Source organism: Actinoalloteichus hoggarensis, assembly GCF_002234535.1.
GTDB classification, from domain to species: Bacteria; Actinomycetota; Actinomycetes; order Mycobacteriales; family Pseudonocardiaceae; genus Actinoalloteichus_A; species Actinoalloteichus_A hoggarensis.
The window spans coordinates 5465307-5483391 of sequence record NZ_CP022521.1 but is presented as its reverse complement, the minus strand read 5'-3'; the positions used below and the strand labels follow the sequence as shown (position 1 = coordinate 5483391).

Annotated in this window: 11 protein-coding genes, 1 other RNA gene and 1 pseudogene; 9 read left to right on the top strand and 4 right to left on the bottom strand. The window is 73.3% G+C overall.

Annotation, left to right across the window (positions count from 1 at the left end):
• Window positions 1–115 precede the first annotated feature (115 nt).
• Genes AHOG_RS23360 through AHOG_RS23350 form a run of 3 tightly spaced genes read right to left on the bottom strand, consistent with a single transcriptional unit; the run spans window position 116 to window position 8036 of the window.
• Entirely contained in the window at window positions 116–4324 is a 4209-nt protein-coding gene (locus AHOG_RS23360; protein WP_093943251.1) for a TIGR02680 family protein, read from the bottom strand.
• Complete coding sequence (locus AHOG_RS23355; protein ID WP_245856410.1) at window positions 4321–5580, bottom strand: TIGR02678 family protein; 1260 nt, start codon at window positions 5578–5580, stop codon at window positions 4321–4323. Before AHOG_RS23355 ends, AHOG_RS23360 begins: the two co-directional genes overlap by 4 nt.
• Window positions 5577–8036, bottom strand: a complete 2460-nt coding sequence (locus AHOG_RS23350; RefSeq protein ID WP_245856409.1) for a DUF2397 domain-containing protein — start codon at window positions 8034–8036, stop codon at window positions 5577–5579. Before AHOG_RS23350 ends, AHOG_RS23355 begins: the two co-directional genes overlap by 4 nt.
• 873 nt (window positions 8037–8909) lie before the next feature.
• On the opposite strand from AHOG_RS23350, the gene AHOG_RS23345 reads away from it, so the two are divergent.
• Complete coding sequence (locus tag AHOG_RS23345; protein WP_093944736.1) at window positions 8910–9905, top strand: cobalamin biosynthesis protein; 996 nt, start codon at window positions 8910–8912, stop codon at window positions 9903–9905.
• Here the strand turns inward: AHOG_RS23345 and AHOG_RS23340 are convergent.
• A complete protein-coding gene (locus AHOG_RS23340; RefSeq protein ID WP_157737012.1) occupies window positions 9813–10697 on the bottom strand; it encodes an SURF1 family cytochrome oxidase biogenesis protein in 885 nt (294 codons plus the stop codon). The two genes, AHOG_RS23345 and AHOG_RS23340, sit on opposite strands and share 93 nt — an antisense overlap.
• Window positions 10698–10919: 222 nt before the next feature.
• Here AHOG_RS23340 and AHOG_RS29185 point away from each other — a divergent pair.
• From AHOG_RS29185 to AHOG_RS23305, 8 genes and pseudogenes are all read left to right on the top strand, one after another.
• Window positions 10920–11471: pseudogene (locus tag AHOG_RS29185) on the top strand (NADAR family protein); the annotation flags it as partial.
• Between the two features lie 270 nt (window positions 11472–11741).
• Complete coding sequence (cobC, locus tag AHOG_RS29180) at window positions 11742–12791, top strand: Rv2231c family histidinol phosphate aminotransferase CobC (protein WP_245857075.1); 1050 nt, start codon at window positions 11742–11744, stop codon at window positions 12789–12791.
• 14 nt (window positions 12792–12805) lie between these two features.
• Window positions 12806–13663, top strand: coding sequence for a Nif3-like dinuclear metal center hexameric protein (locus tag AHOG_RS23330; RefSeq protein ID WP_093943248.1), 858 nt, complete (start codon window positions 12806–12808; stop codon window positions 13661–13663).
• Window positions 13664–13699: 36 nt separating this feature from the next.
• Window positions 13700–14437 carry a zinc ribbon domain-containing protein gene (locus tag AHOG_RS23325; protein ID WP_093943247.1) on the top strand — a complete coding sequence of 246 codons (738 nt, stop codon included), beginning with the start codon at window positions 13700–13702 and terminating at the stop codon, window positions 14435–14437.
• Window positions 14434–15630, top strand: a complete 1197-nt coding sequence (locus tag AHOG_RS23320) for a bifunctional RNase H/acid phosphatase (RefSeq protein ID WP_184451095.1) — start codon at window positions 14434–14436, stop codon at window positions 15628–15630. The genes AHOG_RS23325 and AHOG_RS23320 overlap by 4 nt, the downstream gene beginning before the upstream one ends.
• Before the next feature lie 64 nt (window positions 15631–15694).
• Window positions 15695–16099: RNase P RNA component class A (gene rnpB / locus AHOG_RS23315), an RNA gene on the top strand.
• A gap of 433 nt (window positions 16100–16532) precedes the next feature.
• A complete protein-coding gene (locus AHOG_RS23310; RefSeq protein WP_093944734.1) occupies window positions 16533–16829 on the top strand; it encodes a hypothetical protein in 297 nt (98 codons plus the stop codon).
• A 570-nt stretch (window positions 16830–17399) separates the two neighbouring features.
• Window positions 17400–17645 carry a DUF2630 family protein gene (locus AHOG_RS23305; RefSeq protein ID WP_093943246.1) on the top strand — a complete coding sequence of 82 codons (246 nt, stop codon included), beginning with the start codon at window positions 17400–17402 and terminating at the stop codon, window positions 17643–17645.
• Window positions 17646–18085: the final 440 nt, after the last annotated feature.

The following is an 18085-nucleotide window of genomic DNA, read 5'->3' as shown; positions in this document are numbered from 1 at the left end:
CCCATCACCACCGTGCCGAGGGTCAGCTTGCCGTACGTCGCTAAACGTTTCCTACATTCGCGTGATTCTCAACCAGAAGGTTGACCTTTTGCGTCCGAGAGCGTACTTACTGTGATCATCGATCTTGGCTTGCCAGGTCTCGGCCGTCCCACGTGGTGTGTGTACAGGCCAGCCCGCCGCCGCTCTTCGGCCGCAGCACGTCATAGATGTGCATCCGAGGGATCTTCGGCGACACTCCCCAGCCGCTGGGCCAGGTGATCAACCAGTCCATGTCCACGTCGACCAGCAGCCCCAGCATCCGTGCGATGGTCGGATCGTCCAGCCGCTCGAACGCCTCGTCCAGCAGCACGAGCCGCAGCGGCTCCACCAGCGTGTCCTCGGTGCCCGCCGACCCGACCGCGTCGTAGAACGAGGCCGCCGCGGCGAACAGCGTCACATAGGACACCAGCCGGGTCTCGCCGGAGGACAGCTGACGCAGCCTGCGCACCCTCGGCCTGCCGTCCGGTCCGTCGTCGCGAACCCGCACGGTGAAGGCATGCCAGCCGCGATAGTCCAGCGCCCGGGTGAGGATCTCCGCGTAGCCGCCGGTCCTGGTGTCGCGCTCGGCCTCGATCCGCTCGGTCAACGCCCGCCGCAGCGCCTCGTCCTGACCGCCGTCGCGGTCGGCGAAGGGGGTCCGCACCAGCTCCAGGGCCTCTCTGGTCGGCTCGTCCAGCGCGGCGGAGGGTCGCCACTCCAACTGGACGTGCACCCCCTGGCTGGACCTGGCCCGATCCAGGACCTCGTTCATCCGCCGACACAAATCCTCGGCCACCGTGATCTGCCCGCGCAGGCGCTCGGCGAGATCACGGATCAGATAGTCCGAGAAGATCGTCTGATAACGCTCCCCGAGGAAGCCGCGCTGCCTGCCGAGCTGCTCGGCCACGCGACTCGCCGCCTCGGCCACCGGGCGGGGGCCGTCCGCGCCGCTCACCGTCACGCACAGCACCCCGGCCTGTTCGGTGGCCTGGATGTCGTGCGTGCCGGCCAACGCCGCCTGAAGGGCCTGAAGCCTGCCGATCACCGACGCCTCCGAGACGGCGGCACCGGACCGTCCCTCGCCCAGCAGCCGCAGCGCCTCGGCCGGATCGACCGGCGGTGTCCGCGGCACCTCCGGCGGCGCCTCGGCGACCGCGGCCGCCCACAGGCCGGGCGTGCGCAGCGCCTCGGCGAACGCCGCCGTCGCCCGGTCCGCCTGCGCGGCCCGACCGTCGAGCTGCGCCTGCCGCGTCTCGGTCAGCGTCGCCACCTTCGCGGCACGCTCCCGCAACGCGGCGACCTGCTCCCTCGCGGCGGGCAGCTCCGCCCGACAGTCGACGCGACGCTGCTCCAACGCGGCGAGCAGATCCGCCACCTCGCTCGCCTCCCGACCGACCGCGTCGGTCAGCTCCGCCAGCGCGGCCGCCTGCTCGGCGTGGGACGCACAGGCCTGCTCGGCCTGGCGCTCCGCCTCGACACGATCCTGTTCGGCGGCGTGCAGGTGACGCAGCCCCTCGGCCAGATCCGCCACCGTGCGCACCGCGCGCTGGCCGAGCGACTCGGCCAGCCGTTCGATGGTCTCCCTCGCCTGTTCGGCGGCCTGCCGGGCGGCGGCGAGCTCGGCGCTGTCCGAGGACAGGCCCGCGGCGGCCCCCGCCCTGGCCAGCTCCGCCGCCACCGCCTGCTCGCGCTGCTCGGTGAGGCGGTGACGCGCGCGCAGCGACTCGGCCCGGGTCGCCGCCTCGTCCGCGATGCCGCGTGCGCTGCTCGCCGAGGCGTGGGCGGCGATCAACTCGCCGTCGTCCGGGAACGACTCCACCCGCGCCGCCGACTCCGCCTCCGCCGTGACCGCCTCACTGAGCACCCGCTCCGCGTCGGCCTGCTCGCCCCGCAGGCCGGCCAGCTCGTCCTCCAGCTCGACGATCCGCCGCATGCGTGCGGCCTTCCGCGCGCCCGCGCCCACGTACTCGGCGGCGTCCTTGTGCCAGGCACCGCGGAGCACCCCCGCCGACCAGCGGCCGGTGGTCGAGACGGAGAGGCAGCCGGTCCCGCTCGGCGCGGGTTCCCCGTCGTCGTCGACGCCCACCGTCCGCAGCAGCCTCTCGACCACGTCGGCCGCCACGGGCGAGTCGGCGTCGGAGGCCGGAATCAGCAGATCGGCCAGCGTGCGTGCGGGAGGGGACGCCGTGTCGTCGGAGACCGCCAGCAGCTCGGCGGACGCGGGCCGCCGGGCGACACCCGTGGCGTCGACCCACGCCGTGAGCAGTCCCGACGCCGTCAGCGCCGCCTCCAGCCCGGCCTGGTCCGCCCGACTCATTCCCGGCCGGAAGTCCACCAGCCGATAGAAGGGCGCTCCTCGCGTCGCGTCCGGCTCGTGCTCGACCCAGTCGGCCGTCGGCGGGCGATGCCGATCGCCGGATCGCGTGCCCGCCAGCTCCCGATCACGCTGTTCGACCGCCCCCCTGATCCTGGACAGCTCGGCGCGGGCCGCCGCCGTCCGCTGCGCCGCCGCCGCGACGCCCGGCGCGCACCAGGCCCGAGCGGCGTCCCGGAGGGCGCGCGGCACGGCGAGGTCCACCGCCACCTCCGCCGCCGAGGGCAGCGGGGGAACGGCGCGCGTCGCGTCGCGACCCGCGCCCTCGGCTGCCCGCGCGGTCGACGCGAACCACGCCCGGGCCCGCTCCAGCCAACGCTCGGCCGTGTCGCCGAGCCGCTGATCCGCCTCGTGACGGCGGCCTGCCGCCTCGGTCGCCGCGACCTGGGCGGCCCGGACGTCGCGGTGTGACTGAGCCAGGGCGGCACTCGCCCGGTCCGCCTCGGCGGCCTGCTGATGCAGGCTCGAGATCAGCGCCACTCGCCGACGTGTCTCCGCCGTCGCCCGCTCGGCGACCCCGGCCGCGGTCCTGAGCTGATCGGCCAGCATCTCCGGAGACAACGCGGGCAGCCGCCTGCGTTCCACCGGCAGGGGCTCCGCGCCGGGGTCCGGCTTGGCGAGCACCGGCTCCTGACGTACGTCGACGTCGACGCTCGGGGCGGGCGGCACGGCCGGACACAGGCTCGGGTCCAGTCCCCCCGCCGCCAGCCTCGCGGTCGCGGTGTCGGCCAGCTCGCGCGCGGCGGCGGTGTCCTGCTCCAGCCTGCGCAGCACCCCGAGGACCGCGTCGACGGCCCGATCCTCCTGTCCGCGCTGCCTGGCCGCCGTCTCCAACGCCGTCTGCGCCGAGGCCCGGCCCGCCGCGACCAGCGCCTCGCGGTCCTCCAGATCTCGAAGTCCCTGATAGGCGGGCATCGACTTCATGCCGTCGATGCGCACCTCCAGCTCGCTCTCCTCGGTCTCCAGTCGACGGACCGCCGCGGCCGCCGCCTCGCGTTCGGCGAAGGCCTTGTCGCCGCGTCGTTCCAGGTCGGCGAGCTCGGCGCGCAGCGCGGCCAGCTCCTCGGAGGCGGAGCTCATCTGCCTGCCCAGTCTGTGCAGCGAGCCCGCGGCGTATCCCGAGTAGCCCGCCACGAAGGTGCTCAACGCCCGGTCGGCCGTGCTCAGCCCGATGATGTTCTCCCGGATCGCCTCCAGGTCGTCGAACGAGCCGGCCAGCGACTCCACGAGCGTGGTGTCCAACGGCGGTAGCGCGTCGGAGAGGATCTGTTCGAGCTGACCCTCCAACACCTTCAAGCCCACGTCCGGGTTACGCAGCGTCCGCTGGAGATGCAGGAGGTCGCCATAGCGGGCCGCGGGCAGCCGATAGACCAGCTCGGCGACCCTGGCCCGGAAGGTGCTCTCGTCGAGCACGCAGTCCGGCCCGAGGAGGTCCCGCAGACCCGCCGCGCTCAGCGGCACCTCGTCGACGCCGACCAGTCGCACGTCGACGCCGACCCGCCGCGTGGTGACGAACCGCCACGAGTCGGTGATCTGTTGCGAGGTCTTCGACGCCTTGACGCCGATTCCGCAGGTCAGGTACTCCAGCGTGTCCTCGGTGGCGGCCGGGTCCGCCGAATCGTCCTCGGTGGACGCCGGGCGCACGGGCCTGGCGAGTTCCACCCAGGCGTAACCGATCCGGTTCGGGCCCCCGGTGTAGTCGTCGAGCATCAGCCTGCGGATGCTCACGGTGTCGAAGCCCTTGGAGCCGAGCTGGCGCAGATCCCCGTCCAGGCACAGCGGCAGCAGCAGCTCCAGCGTCCGGGACTTCCCCGAGCCGTTGGTGCCCTGGAAGATGGCCCGGCCGCCGGAGAGATCGAAGGTCTGCTCGGCGTACTGCCAGATGTTGACGATGCCGCCGCGATGCAGCCGCCACCGACCGGACTCGCTCACATCAGACCTTCCGTGTCGTCGAACAGGGACCAGTCGGCCTGCGGGGCCGGACTCGGTTCTGGTGCCTCGGCGGTCGGACGCCCCGGCGCGTCGTCCGGCTGGGGCAGCCACCGATGGGCGGCGGGCGACAGCAGCAGACCGGCCGGGTCGGCCTCGTCCCGCCGGATGAGTCGCAGCCTGGTGAGCAGGGCCAGCACCTCGGTGGTCAGGCCGTCGAGGTCCTCGGTCGCACCCCGCGACCAGGCCGCCGGGAACGCCGTGACCAGCTCGTCGCAGGCCGCCCGCACCTCCGCGGTCGTCACCGGACGACTTCCGTCGGCGCGCGGCTCGTGGAGGTCGGTCAACACCGGCAGGGCCAGCAGCGCGATGCGTGACACCGTGCTCGCGCCGGGGAACGCCACGTCGGTGAGGTACTCCTCGGGGTCGGTGACGGCGACGCCCTCCAGCCGGATCTCGCTGATGAGGCCGAAACCGCGGTCCAGCAGCAGCGACTCGCGACGCTGGTTGCGTCGCAGCCAGGCGGACTCCTCGTCGGTCAGCTCCGCGTGCAGCACCACCGGGTCCTCCACGAGCCTGCGCCGCACCGAGTGCTCCACGCCGCGTGCTCCGGGGCGGGCCGCCAGGCGGATCAGCTCGGCCGGGGACTCCGCCTCGCCGAGCGGCCCGCTGACCAGCAGGCCGAGCAGATCGGTGTCGATCGTGATCAACGCCTCCGCCGGGCCGTCCTGCTGCCACGGCGCGACGGTGCCCTCCGTCTCGCTGATCACGCCGAGGCTCAGCAGCAGCCGCAGGGCCGCGGTGAGGGCGCGCCGATCCGCGATGTCGTCGACGACCGTGATCCCGGCCTCGGCCGCGGCCGCCCGGAGGTCGTCGACCAGCCGTGACAACAGGACCTGTCGCCCCGCGCCGGTGAGGCAGGCCAGGGCGAGCGCGACGTAGGCGTGGCCGCGCGGCGACAGTGTGGGCTCGTCCCGCGTCGCGTCCGGGCCGGGGCCGGTCTTGTAGAGCCGGGCGAAGCGGCGCTCCACCACCAGCCGATAGCCCAGCAGCGTCGTGAACAGCTCGACGAGCAGCGTGCGATGCCGGTGGATCAGCGGCAGCAGATCGCCGTCCGGGCCGCTCGCTCGCAGCAGCGGCCTGCGCAGCAGCACACGGGCGCACCGGGCGACGTCGGCGGCGTCGATGTCGGACAGGCCGTCCAGCATGGCGAGTCCGGCCGCGCCGCTGCCTCTGTTCCGGGTCGCGCGTCCGCTCATCGCCGTGCCTCGCTGGTCGGCCGGTCCGTCGCGGAGCTCGGCGGGTGGGGTCCGTCGATGGTGGACCTGTTCTCGACGCCTGCCGTCGCGGACGCCGACGTCCGAGCGACCCCGCCGGACTCCGGTGCGGCTGCGGCCGTGGTCGCACTGTTCCGGGCCGGTTCGTGCTGAACGGAGTCGGGGCGGGCGGAGTCGGTCTGGTCGGGGCTCGTCGGGGACGGTTCGTCCCGCCCGGCCGCCGTCCGGCCGAGCATCGGTTCGCCTCGGCCGATCCCGGCCCGTTCGCTCCCGCCGTGGCCGGCACCGCCCAGGTCGGGACCGTCCACTCCGACCCCGACCTGTTCAGGATCTCCCTGTTCCGACCCGGCCCGCTCGGATTCCCCCGGATCGAAACCGGCCGGCGCCGGGCCGACGCGATCGGGCGCCTGCCGTCCGGCGCCTGCGGGCAGCACCCTGGACTCCGCTGCCGACACCGGGGCCGCCGCCTTCGCCGCGCAGATCCCGTCGGAGGGGTCCGTGAGGTCCGCCGCCTCCGCCTGCGTCGCCGCCTGTGGTTCCGGCCGCCTCGATGCTCCGGCCCGCGCCGGCGGCGCGTCGACCGGCGCGTCGGGACGCGCCGCGCGGGGCCGCCCGGCGGCGCCCGCCCTGACCGGCGTGCGTTCCCCGGCCCGCGTTCGGTTCTCGGCGGCCTCGGCGCTCCTCCCGTGGTCGCCGTCGCCGGCGGCCAGGGTGACGACCGTGTCGTGCAGCGTCAGCGCCCCGCTCGTGCCGGTCAGCGTCGTGTGTCGCCCCGGCATCGGGGTCACGGTCAACCGCAGTCCGTGCACCGGATCGCTCACCGAGCTCGCGTCCTGCGTGCTGTCCCTGCTCGCCATCGCCAGCGTGAGCAGATCACACACCACCCGCAGCGCCGCGGGGGAGAGCCGGGCAGCGGTGAGATCCGGGGCGGCGGCGATCACCTCGTCCACCGCCGCCTGATGCGCCCGTGCGTCATGACGGGCCTGTGCGAGCAGGGTCTGCTCGGTGATCGGGTCGAACACCACCCGTGAGGTCCGGCCGCGCGCGCCTCGGTCCGCGCGGGACCGGACGCTCACGGAGACGTCGATCACCGGGCCGTCACGCCAGGGGGTGTGCTCGTCGTCGCCGTCGTGCTCCGGCGGCGGCAGGAGGTTGCGGGCGGAGTAGAGGCCGAAGGCGGCCGCGTAGAGACGCGCCGCCTGATCGCGGTCGCTCGCGTCGAACCAGGCGGCGAGGCGGAGCAGCTCCGCGCGCCTGCCGGGCAGGGTGCCCGCCCCCGCCGTGGCCCGCTTCACCCCGGCCAGCAGCGTGCCGATCGCGCGGGCCGTGGCGTCGCGCAGCGCCGTCACCTGGCTCGGCCTGCCCGCGCGGTCGACGAACCAGTCGGTCAGCTCCCGCCAGTCCGAGGCCGACCGGCCCCTGGACCGCTCCAAGCCGGCGTCCCAGCCGTCGAGCGGTCCGAGGAGGCGCAGCAGCTCGCCGCGTGAGCGGGCCAGCCGGGCGAGCAGGCCGCCGATGTTCGGGGTGTGCCGGAGGACGTCCTCGACGACCATCTGGATGTAGTCGACGAGCAGATCCCGAAAGCCGGACAGCTCCTCGGAGTCGAGCTGGTGTCGGGTGACCACCTGCCCCAGGTAGGCGTAGAAGTCGCGGACGGTGGCCGCCAGCTCGGCGTGCTGGAGGAACAGCGTGGTCACCTGTTCGGCGAGCAGTTCGCGTCGGTCGTGCAGCCTGCGCGACCCGGCGCCGCCGTGCTCGGCGGCGAGTGCCTCGCTCAGCGTGGTGCCGAGCGCCCGCAGACCGCGTTCGATCGCGGGCAGCAGCTCGCGGGAGACCTCGCGGGCGCCCTCCGGGACGGCGAGCAGCTCGTCGACGTCCCGCTGCACCCGGACCGCGAGCTTGCTCACCTGGTACCGGACGCTGCCGTGCTGGAACTCGGCGATGCTGGCGGCGACGGTCTCCCGACGGCCGTGCACCAGGTTTCCCCACTCGACCAGTTGGCGGAGACGCGAGATCACCGTGTCCACGTGATGCTCGCCGGGATCGATGAGCCCGGCCCGCTCCGCGCCCGCCAACGCGCCCGCGACCTCGCCCGCGGAGAGATCGGCGAGCAGGGTGCCCGCGAACAGCCGCATGATCGCCAGGTACGTGCGCCGGTAGTCCCGCGCGCCGAGATAGGCGAAGAGCGCGAGCCTGCTCGTCGAGTCGACGTCGGCGGGTCCGGATCGTTCGGTGTCCGGCGGAGTTCCGTCGCGACGGCGACCGTTCGCCGGGGCCGCGTTCGTCGGGCTCTCCGTCTCGGCGGCCTCGCGCGCCCGCTCGGTCCGATCGCCGCGAGGCGGGCCTTCGTGGATCGCCGTGCCCGGCGCGGTCGGCTCGGATTCCGCCGAGCCGCCGGGGATCGGGGCTCGCGACGGCGGCGGCTCGACTTCGGTCACGGCAGGTCACGATAGAGGCAGCTCACCCCGCACAATCGGGTCGGGTCGACCGGCCGCCACCCCCTACCGCGAGTGAGCGACGCTCCGAGCGACAGGTCCTCGGCCTGCCGGTCGTCCGCCCTCCCACACCGCCTTCGGCCGTCGCCGACCGCGCGCGACGGGTCGGCTCGCCGAGACTCGACTTCGATCCCGTGCCGGGGATCACATGCCTCGGCGGTGTCGTGGGAAGCGGCCGCCGGGTGGCATGCGCGGGGAGGCGCCCACGGTGGAGCCGTGCGGTGGAGTGAGTGGCGGAGCCGTGCGATCGCCGAGGCCGCCACGCCGTGCGGCGTGCGGTGGAGGTCGCACGGTGTGGCAGGCTGACCGGCCGGGCGCGGGACGACAGACCGAGGACGGGCGAGCCGTGGAGCGCGGTGCGGCCGCCCCGAACGGCAGGGCGGCGACGGGCTGCCGGCGACAGTCGCCCGATGACGGCCGCCCGACGATCGGCAGGCGCGGGACGTCTTCGGGCGTCTGAGAGCGAAGACCTGGGCGGGCGTCGTGTCGACTGTTTCGCGCGATCGGTGCTGCGGGCGCAGGCCGGTCTGGGACCCTGTATGGCGGGTTCACCGTCGTGTCGAGCGCGCTCGGCGCAGTCGGCGCGCGGTGTCGTCGGGCGGTGTCGTCGGGCGGTGTCGTCGGACGTCCGACACGGGGGGCACCATGATCACCGTCGGCTCGTGCGGCGGCCCGCCGGAACCCGGCTGTCCGATCACGAGAACGGGCACACCCGATCCGGGGACGGTCGGACAGCCGGCGGCTCAGCGTGATCGACGGCCGAGCGGCGTCGCCGAGGGCGTGCCGGCCAGTGATGAGAGGAACGAGGGGGCAACAGTGAATGCGGGTCGCGCGGTCGGTCTGTTGTTGGGCGTGGCCGCGGACGCGGCCTTCGGCGACCCACGACGAGGCCACCCGGTGGCGGGCTTCGGTCGAGTCGCGGGCGCGTTGGAACGTCGGATCTACCAGGATCGGCGGTCCGCGGGCGTGGTCTTCACCGGCGTGCTCGTCGGCGGAAGCGTGGCGCTCGGTCTCGCCGCCCGGCGACTCGGCAGGCTGAGCCCGGTCGCCGAGGCCGCGACCACGGCGCTGACCACCTGGGTGGTCCTCGGCGGAGCCTCGCTCGCCGAGGAGGGCACCACGATGGCCAGGGCGTTGGACTCCGGCGCGCTCGCCGAGGCCCGCGAATCGCTGCCGAGGCTCTGCGGTCGCAGTCCCGGCTCGTTGGACGGCCCCGGCCTCGCCAGGGCCTCGGTGGAGTCGATCGCGGAGAACACCTCCGACGCCGTGGTGGCGCCGCTGTTCTGGGGCGCCGTCGCCGGCGTGCCCGGACTGCTGGGCTATCGCGCGATCAACACCCTCGATGCCATGGTCGGACACCGCTCGCCGCGCTACCGCCGGTTCGGCTGGGCCTCGGCGCGGCTCGACGACGTGGCGAACCTGCTGCCCTCCCGCGCCACCGCGATGCTGACCAGCCTCTGCGCACCCGTCGTCGGGGGCTCCGCCCAGGGCGCGTGGCGTACCTGGCGTCGGGACGCCACCGCTCATCCCAGCCCCAACGCGGGCCAGGTGGAGGCGGCCTTCGCCGGAGCGCTCGAGGTACGGCTGGGCGGCCGCACCGTCTATCACCACGGCACCGAGGAGCGCCCCATGCTCGGCGACGGCCGGACGCCGGACGCGGGCGACGTCACGCGCGGGGTGGAGCTGTCCCGAGTGATCGGCGCCGTCGCCGGTGTCCTGTCAGCGGCGACCGCCGTAGCGATCGGCCAGGGTCTCCGTCGTCGTCCGGGTCGTCGTCGCGGGGCGCTCCGAGGCGGCGGCACGCAGCGCTGACCGGGTCGACATCCGGCTCTCGGCGGGCGCCGTCGTCTCCTCGGCGCCCGCCGTCGCCTGTTCCGGTCTGGGATGCGCCTCGCGCCAGATGAAGAAGACCAGCGCGCCGAGGGCCATCGCGCCGAAGGCGACCCACTGCAACCCGTAGGCGAGGTTGAGCCCGGAGTTCAGCCTGGGGAGCGGCAGCGCGCCGAGGCCGCCCGGCTGATCGGCGGTCAGTTGCAGGTAGCCCGCTCGCAGCGGGATGTCGACGGCCTCGGCGACGGTCTCGGAGTTGATCGCGTAGACCTGGAGTCGGCCGTCCTCCTCGAACGCCGCCCGCCTGCGCGTGTCGTTCTCGTCCGTCCGTACGCGGGCGGTCAGACTCGTGGGCTCGGTGGGCGCGGCGGGGAACTCGGGTACTCGACCCTCGTCGTCGGGGCGGACGAAACCGCGGTTGATCAGCACCGTGGTGCCGTCGGACGACGCGAACGGCGTCAGCACCTCGTAGGCGGGCTCGCCGTGCACCGAACGCAGCCGCGCCACCGTCTCCCCGTCGGGAAGGTATCTGCCCTCCACGGAGACCTGCTGCCACACGGCGTCGTCGCCGGGGGCGGCGTCGGGCGACACGATCGAGTTCAGCGGCACGGCGTCACTGCCCTGGGAACGCTCGATCGCCTCGTTCTGGGCCAGCTTGTCGTCGTGACGACCGAGCTGCCAAGGCGAGAGCATGAAGACGGAGATGGCCGCGAACACCAGGACGGCGACGGTCATGGTGATCCATCCCGGCCGCAGCAGGAACCGGTAGCGCACGCACTCACGGTACGTCACGGCATCACGAGCACCGCGAGGCTCCCGGTGCGGAGCCGCTCCGTTCGTCGTGGTCGGGCGACCGCGGCCGTCGTCGCCCGCCAGGCCGAGCCGCCGGAGCGTTCCTCCGGACAGGACGAGCTCCGCGGTCGCCGAGATCGAAAGGGGAGCGCCGATCGGAAATCGCTCGCGGCCCGTGTCCGGTGTCTTCTAGCGTCCTCGATCATGACCGAGCCACGACTCCGGCGGGTGGACCAGCGGATCGCCGAGCTGCGTCGGCGGGAGGCCGCGGGGGAGCGGCTGCGGTTCGTCCTCTTCTGGAGCGGCCTCCGCCGCGCCGACGGCGACGTGCGATCGGAGTGTCTGAGCCAATGGTGGTTCGGCGACTTCACCGTCGACGGACGCCGCTATCCCACGGCCGAGCACTACATGATGGAACGCAAGGCGCGGCTGTTCGGCGATGACGGCGTCGCGGAGCGAATCCTGGTCGCGCGGCACCCCGGCGAGGCCAAACGGCTCGGACGTCTGGTCCGAGGGTTCGACCGCGAGCGGTGGGACGCCCACCGCGAGCGGATCGTCATCGCGGGCAACCTCGCGAAGTTCACCGCCCACGAGCCCGCCGCCGCGTTTCTGCGCTCCACCGGCAGCCGGATCCTCGTGGAGGCGAGCCCGGTCGACGCCGTGTGGGGCATCGGTCTGGCCGCGCGAGACGACGCGGCCACGCTGCCGTCGCGGTGGCCGGGCCGCAATCTGCTCGGCTTCGCGCTGATGGAGGTGCGAGCCCGTCTCGGGGCGGCTCGTCGCGGTCGGTCACCCGCGCCGGGCCGCGCATCACGGCCGCCTCCACGGCCCGGCGTCCGACGGCGGGTGCCTAGACTCCCGCCGATGAGCAGCGGCGATCCTCACCACGGTCCGGCGGTCGGAGCGGACGGCGGGCCGTCTCCCGTGTTCACCGTGTGCCCGCCTGCCGCGGTACCCGGCAGGCGGGACGATCGGGCCGAGCTCGTCGACGCGCCTGCACCCGTCGGGCACCGCGGCGAGGCCGGGATCGACCTTGAGGCGCTGCGTCATCACGGGGACGTCGAGGCGACGCCCGAACTGGTCGACTTCGCCGTCAACGTGCGGCTCGACGCCCCGCCCCGCTGGCTCCGCGATCGGCTCGCCGCCGCCCTGAGCGACCTCGGTCGCTACCCCTCGGCCGCCGAGGACGCGGCCACCCGGTCCGTGGTGGCCGCGCGGCACGGCAGACGACCGGAGGAGGTGCTCGTGCTGGCGGGTGCCGCCGAGTGCTTCGCGCTGCTGCCCGAACTGCGTCCCCGGCACGCCGCCGTCGTCCACCCGTCCTTCACCGAGCCGGAACTGGCCCTTCGGCAGGCGGGCGTGCCGGTCAGCCGGGTGCTGCTGCCCGCCTCCGACGGTCACCGGCTTCGACCTGAGCTGGTGCCCGCCGACGCCGATCTCGTCGTGCTGGGGAATCCGACGAACCCCACCTCGGTCCTGCATCCGGCGGCGGTCGTCCGCTCACTGGCCCGCCCCGGTCGGACGCTGGTGGTCGACGAGGCGTTCATCGACGCGGTGCCCGGCGAGGCCGAGTCGCTCGCGGGGGACGGCGGGACACCCGGCCTCGTGGTGGTGCGCAGCCTCACCAAGACCTGGGCGCTGGCGGGCCTGCGTGCGGGCTACGTCCTGGCCGCGCCGGAGCTGCTGGGCCGGCTCGCCGCGCGCAGGCCTCACTGGCCGGTCGGCAGCCTCGTCCACGTCGCGGTCCGGGCCTGCTGCTCCCCGGGGGCGCTCGCCGAGGCCGAGGCCGCCGCCGTCGATCTCCGCGAACGCCGCCGGGACATGATCGCGGAGCTGGCCGCCCTCCCCGGACTGCGTGTCGAGCAGCCCGCCCACGGCCCGTTCCTGCTCCTGACCGTGCCCGACGGAGCGGCGGTGCGAACGGGCCTGCGTCAGCGGGGGATCGCCGTGCGACGGTGCGATACCTTTCCCGGACTGACCGAGGATCATCTTCGCGTCGCGGTGCGGTCCGCCGAGCGGACCAGCCTGCTCGGCGCGGCTCTGTCCGATCTACTGCGCGACACCCGGGTGTCGTGAATGGGGGACCGTCCGTGAGCGCCACCGTCGCCGACGTCGTCACCGCTCTGGAGCGGGCCTACCCGCCCGAGTACGCCGAGGACTGGGACGCGATCGGGCTGGTCTGCGGTGACCCGGCGAGCCCGGTCGACCGGGTGCTGGTCTGCGTGGACCCGACCGAGGACACCGTCTCGGAGGCCTTGGAGCTCGGCGCCGGACTCATCGTCGCCCACCATCCGCTTCTGCTGCGCGGCGTGCACGGCGTGCCTGCCGACCAGCCCAAAGGACGGCTGATCCACCGGATGCTGCTCGGCGGCGTGGCGCTGTACTGCGCGCACACCAATGCCGACAGCGCGGTGCCGGGCGTGTCCGACGCGCTCGCCGAGGCGATCGGCCTGCGGGTCACCGGGGCGCTGCGTCCGCATCGAGGCGCGACCGCCGAGACGCCCCTGCTGGGCCTCGGGCGGGTGGGCGAGCTGGCCCGGCCGGAGCCGTTCTCCCGGTTCGTCCGTCGCGTCGCCGACGCGCTGCCGACCACGTCCTGGGGTGTGCGTGCCTCCGGAGACCCGGAGCGGCCGATTCGTCGCGTGGCGGTGTCCGGCGGCGCGGGCGACGGGTTCCTGAGCACCGCGGCCGCCCTCGGTGTCGACGCCTACGTCACCAGCGACCTGCGGCATCACCCGGCGAGCGAGCACGCCGCCCTGTCGACGGTCCCCGGTGGTCGGGCTCCCGCGCTGGTGGACGTGGCGCACTGGGCGGGCGAGTGGCCGTGGTGCGGGCAGGCAGCCGAGGTCGTCCGCACGGCGACGCAGAGTACCGTCGAAGTCCACGTCTCGCAGCGTCGAACCGACCCGTGGAACCTTCACGAGCCCGGCGATCGCTCGCGAACCTGAACCGTCAGCGCGCCCGCACACCTGGAGGACGCCCGCGTGAAAGCCGATCCCGCCACGCAGCGCAGGCTGCTCGACCTGGCCGATGTCGATACCGAATTGAACAGGGTCGCCTACAGCCGCACCAACCTGCCTGAACACGCCGAGATCGACGAGTCCGAGGGCACGGTCCGGACCAGGCAGGACGCTCAGGTGGTCGCCGAGACGGCGCTGAGCGACCTGCGGCGAGAACTGGCCAGACAGGAGAAGGAGATCGATCAGGTCCGGGCTCGCGGCAAGCGGGACCGGGAACTCCTGGACGCCGGAACGGTGGGCGCACGGCAGGTCGTCGACCTGCAGCACGAGCTCGACACCCTCACCCGCAGGCAGGGCGTACTGGAGGATGAGCTGCTGGAGGTCATGGAGCGGGCCGAGGCCGCCGAGGCCGACGTGCGCTTCGCCGAGGAGCAGCTGGCCGAGAGTCGGGAGGCGTTGGCGGTGGTCACCCGCCGCCGTGACGAGCTGCTCGCCGACCTGGGCACCCAGGAGAACAGGCACGCCGAGCGTCGCTCGACGCTGATCGCGGGGCTGCCCGCCGATCTCCTCGCGCTCTACGAGCGGATTCGCGCGCAGAAGGGCAACGGCGCCGCACTGCTGCGGGCCCGCCGCTGCGGCGCGTGCAGGCTGGAACTGGACCGGGTCGCCGTCAGCAGGCTCAAGGCCGCCGACCCGAGCGAGGTGGTGCGCTGCGACGAGTGCGGCGTGATCCTGGTCCGGACGGCGGAGTCCGGACTGTGAGTGGTGCCGAGGTCGTCGTCGAGGCCGACGGCGGGTCCCGAGGCAATCCCGGCCCGGCGGGCTTCGGCGCGGTCGTCAAGGACCGGGTCGGCGGCGAGGTCCTGGCCGAGCGGTCCGGCGGCCTCGGCGTCGCCACGAACAACGTGGCGGAGTACCAGGGGCTGATCGAGGGTCTGCGGGCGGCGGCGGAGCTGGGCGTGTCGTCCGTCTCGGTGCGGATGGACTCCAAGCTCGTCGTGGAGCAGATGTCGGGACGCTGGAAGATCAGGCATCCCCAGCTGGCGTCGCTGGCGCGCCAGGCACGTGATCTCGCGGGTGTCTTCTCCTCGGTGCGGTACGAATGGATTCCGCGGGCGAGCAACGCCCACGCCGACCGGCTCGCGAACCGGGCGATGGACGAGCAGGCGAGCACTCCCGGCCGAGCGAGGGCCGCGGCGGGCCGCGGTGACGGGGCGACGACGAGTCACGTGCCGACCGGTGTGACCCAGGCCTCCTCGGGCGCGGCGAACACCGACGGCGGCGCCTCCGCGACCCGGTCTCGCCCCTCGGGCTGGAACGGCGCGAGCGGCACGCCGACCAGGCTGCTGCTGGTCCGGCACGGGCAGACCAGGCTCTCGGTGCAGCGGCGATACTCCGGCCGGGGCGACGTCGACCTCACCGAGTTCGGGGCGAGCCAGGCCGCGGCGGTGGCGCGGCGGCTCGCCGGTCTGGACGGGCTCGGCGCGACCACGCCGGTGATCACGTCGCCGCTGGCCAGGACCAGGCAGACGGCGGCGGCGATCGCCTCGGCCCTGGGCACGGCGGAGCCGGTGGCGCACCCCGGCCTGATCGAGACCGACTTCGGCGACTGGGAGCGGCTGACCTTCATCGAGGCGGCCGAGCGCGATCCCGAGGAGCACGCCCGCTGGCTGCGCGATCCCTCGGTGCCGCCGCCCGGCGGCGAGAGCTTCGACGTCGTCCATCGCCGGGTGCGGCGGGCCAGGGACGAGCTGATCAGCGCGCACGGCGGCGCGACGGTGATCGTGGTCAGTCACGTGACGCCGATCAAGTCCCTGCTGCGGATGGCGCTGGACGTGGGTCCTTCCGTGCTCTACCGCCTGCATCTGGATCTGGCCTCGCTGTCGATCGCCGAGTTCTATCCGGACGGCAACGCCTCGGTTCGGCTCGTCAACGACATCTCCCATCTGAGCTGATCCGTCGTGGCGCACCGGCGGGCGTCGGGGCAGCCGGGCCGGGGGACTAGAATCGACGGCTGGACGAGCCGGCCGGGCGGCCGCGACGGGGGTGACCCCGCCGAGGAAAGTCCGGACTCCGCAGGGCAGGGTGGTTGTTAACGGCAACCCGGAGTGATCCGCGGGACAGTGCCACAGAAAACAGACCGCCGGGCCGTGCCCTCGGGCGCGGTCGGGTAAGGGTGAAACGGTGGTGTAAGAGACCACCAGCACCCCGGGTGACCGGGGTGGCTCGGTAAACCCCACCCGGAGCAAGGCCAAGAGGACGCCGGCGACGGCGTCTGCGCGAGCGTTCGAGGGCGGCCCGCCCGATGCTCGCGGGTAGGCCGCTGGAGCCCGTCGGCGACGGCGGGCCTAGATGGATGGTCGCCGGTCGAGTCGCCGCGAGGCGGTTCGACGACAGAATCCGGCTTAGAGGCCGGCTCGTCCTTCTCCGCTCGCCCCGTGCCGTGGGCGGGCGGCTCGCCGCGGACACGGTGTTCGCAGGACGTGGGCGGTCCCGGCGGCCTCGATGTCCTCCTGGCCTCTTCGGCTCGGGGCGGACCGCCCAGGCGAGTCCGTTTCGGGCGCGCTCGTTCTCGACGCCCTCGGCACCGACGGCCTGCCGTGCCGACGGGGGCCCGCGACGGTCGCGTTCGAGCTCGGGCCTGCTCGGGCAGCGTTTCGGCCATGCGGCTGGTCCGCCGTCGTCCCGGTTCCTGGCGCGGGCACGACTGGTCACACGTTGGGGTGACACGTGCGCGTGACTCATGCACGTGTGGCTATATGTGCGGCTAGCGTGGACGTGAGGGCCTCCTCGGGCCGACCTCTGCCCGGTCCGAGGGTGGTCGCCGCGAACGAGGATGAGCGAGGTGCGTTTCACCATGACTACCGCCCATGTCGAGCACACCGGCCACCAGCACGAGCACGGGACCGGCTGCGGACACGTCGCCGTGCCCCACGGTGATCACGTCGACTACGCGCACGACGGCCACCTGCACCGGGCGCACGACGGGCACTTCGACGAGTGCGAGCCGGCGACACACACCGAGCACGCCGCGCACAGCCACCAGCACGGGGAGGGCTGCGGGCACGTCGCGGTGCCCCACGGTGATCACGTCGACTACGTGCACGACGGTCACCGGCACGCCGTGCACGACGGGCATGTCGACGAACACTGAACTCGCCGCGCCCGTTCGTGCCTGCCGCGCCCGGCCGGCCCGTTCCCGCTCGTTCCGCGGCGCTGACGACCGCACGTCCTCGATCGTGTTCCCGTGCGAACGGCGGAATGCCCATTCGGCCGATCAGCCCGATCGATCTCGGCGATCTCCGGGAGGGAATCCGACACTCGGCGTGACGGAAGCGCCACGAGTCAGGATCGATTCACCATGGCGGAGCCCGGAGAAGCCGCGGCCGGCTCCGCCCGGACTCGCCTCGGTGCCACGCGATGCCCGCCGAAGGTGGTAAGCGGATCGACCGTCTGACGTCGTGATCGTGCCTCCCGGGCAATGATCGCCGCGAATCGTGAAAGTTTTACGCGAAAACCGTCGGTGTCGTCGGCATCGTCCCCTCCCGGTGCATCGACGCTGGTTCCTCGGGCCCTGCCGATCCCGGTTCCGCGATTCCGGCGCGCCACGAGTGGTGTGCTCGACGGCGGGCGCCCCTCGACTTGCGGGCGGCGGAGTGCGGTGTTGCAGTGCTGATCGAGTCGTGCCGCAGATCGTGCCGACAACGAGCCGTGGGAGCAGCGGATGCGAGAAGAGGAAATCCTGATGCGAATCAGGGAATTGGTCGACGAGGAACACGCATTGCGCGCGGAACGAGAATCCGGTCGGATCGACGGCGCGGACGAGACCGATCGACTGCGGCACGTGGAATCCGCGCTCGATCAGTGTTGGGATCTGTTGCGTCGCAGGCGGGTCCAGGCGGCGAGGGGCGGCGACGCCGACGACGTCGAGCCGCGCCCCGCGGACGAGGTGCAGCGGTACCAACAGTGATCGCGGCCCGGCGGGTGCCCGCGAGATCGCTCTCGGTAGCCTTGGCCGGCCGTCCACGGGGATCGTGCGGTCGTCCCGTCGTCGCCGACCACGTCAGCAGAGGGTCCGCCCTGTCGTCTCTGATCACGTTCTCGCAGTTCAGCGAGACGCTGTGAACAAGCCGCATCGTCGAGGCCACTCCGACGCGTCGCCGAACCTCTCGGTCCTGTCGTGTGAGGTGACGGTGTGGAAACGTGCCACGAGAGGTTTTCACCGACGCTGGCGATCACTTTGTGTAACCATATTGGGCGCAAGCGGGTGAACCTTCTCGGCAGTTGGGAGAAACAGGGTGCGGCTATTCACGGCCCCGGACTTCGCCATGATGATGGGTGGCGCCGGAGAAGGCGAAGCCGAGGACGAAGGGATCGTCTTTGCGTCGAGACCTGGCACCCTTGTCAGTA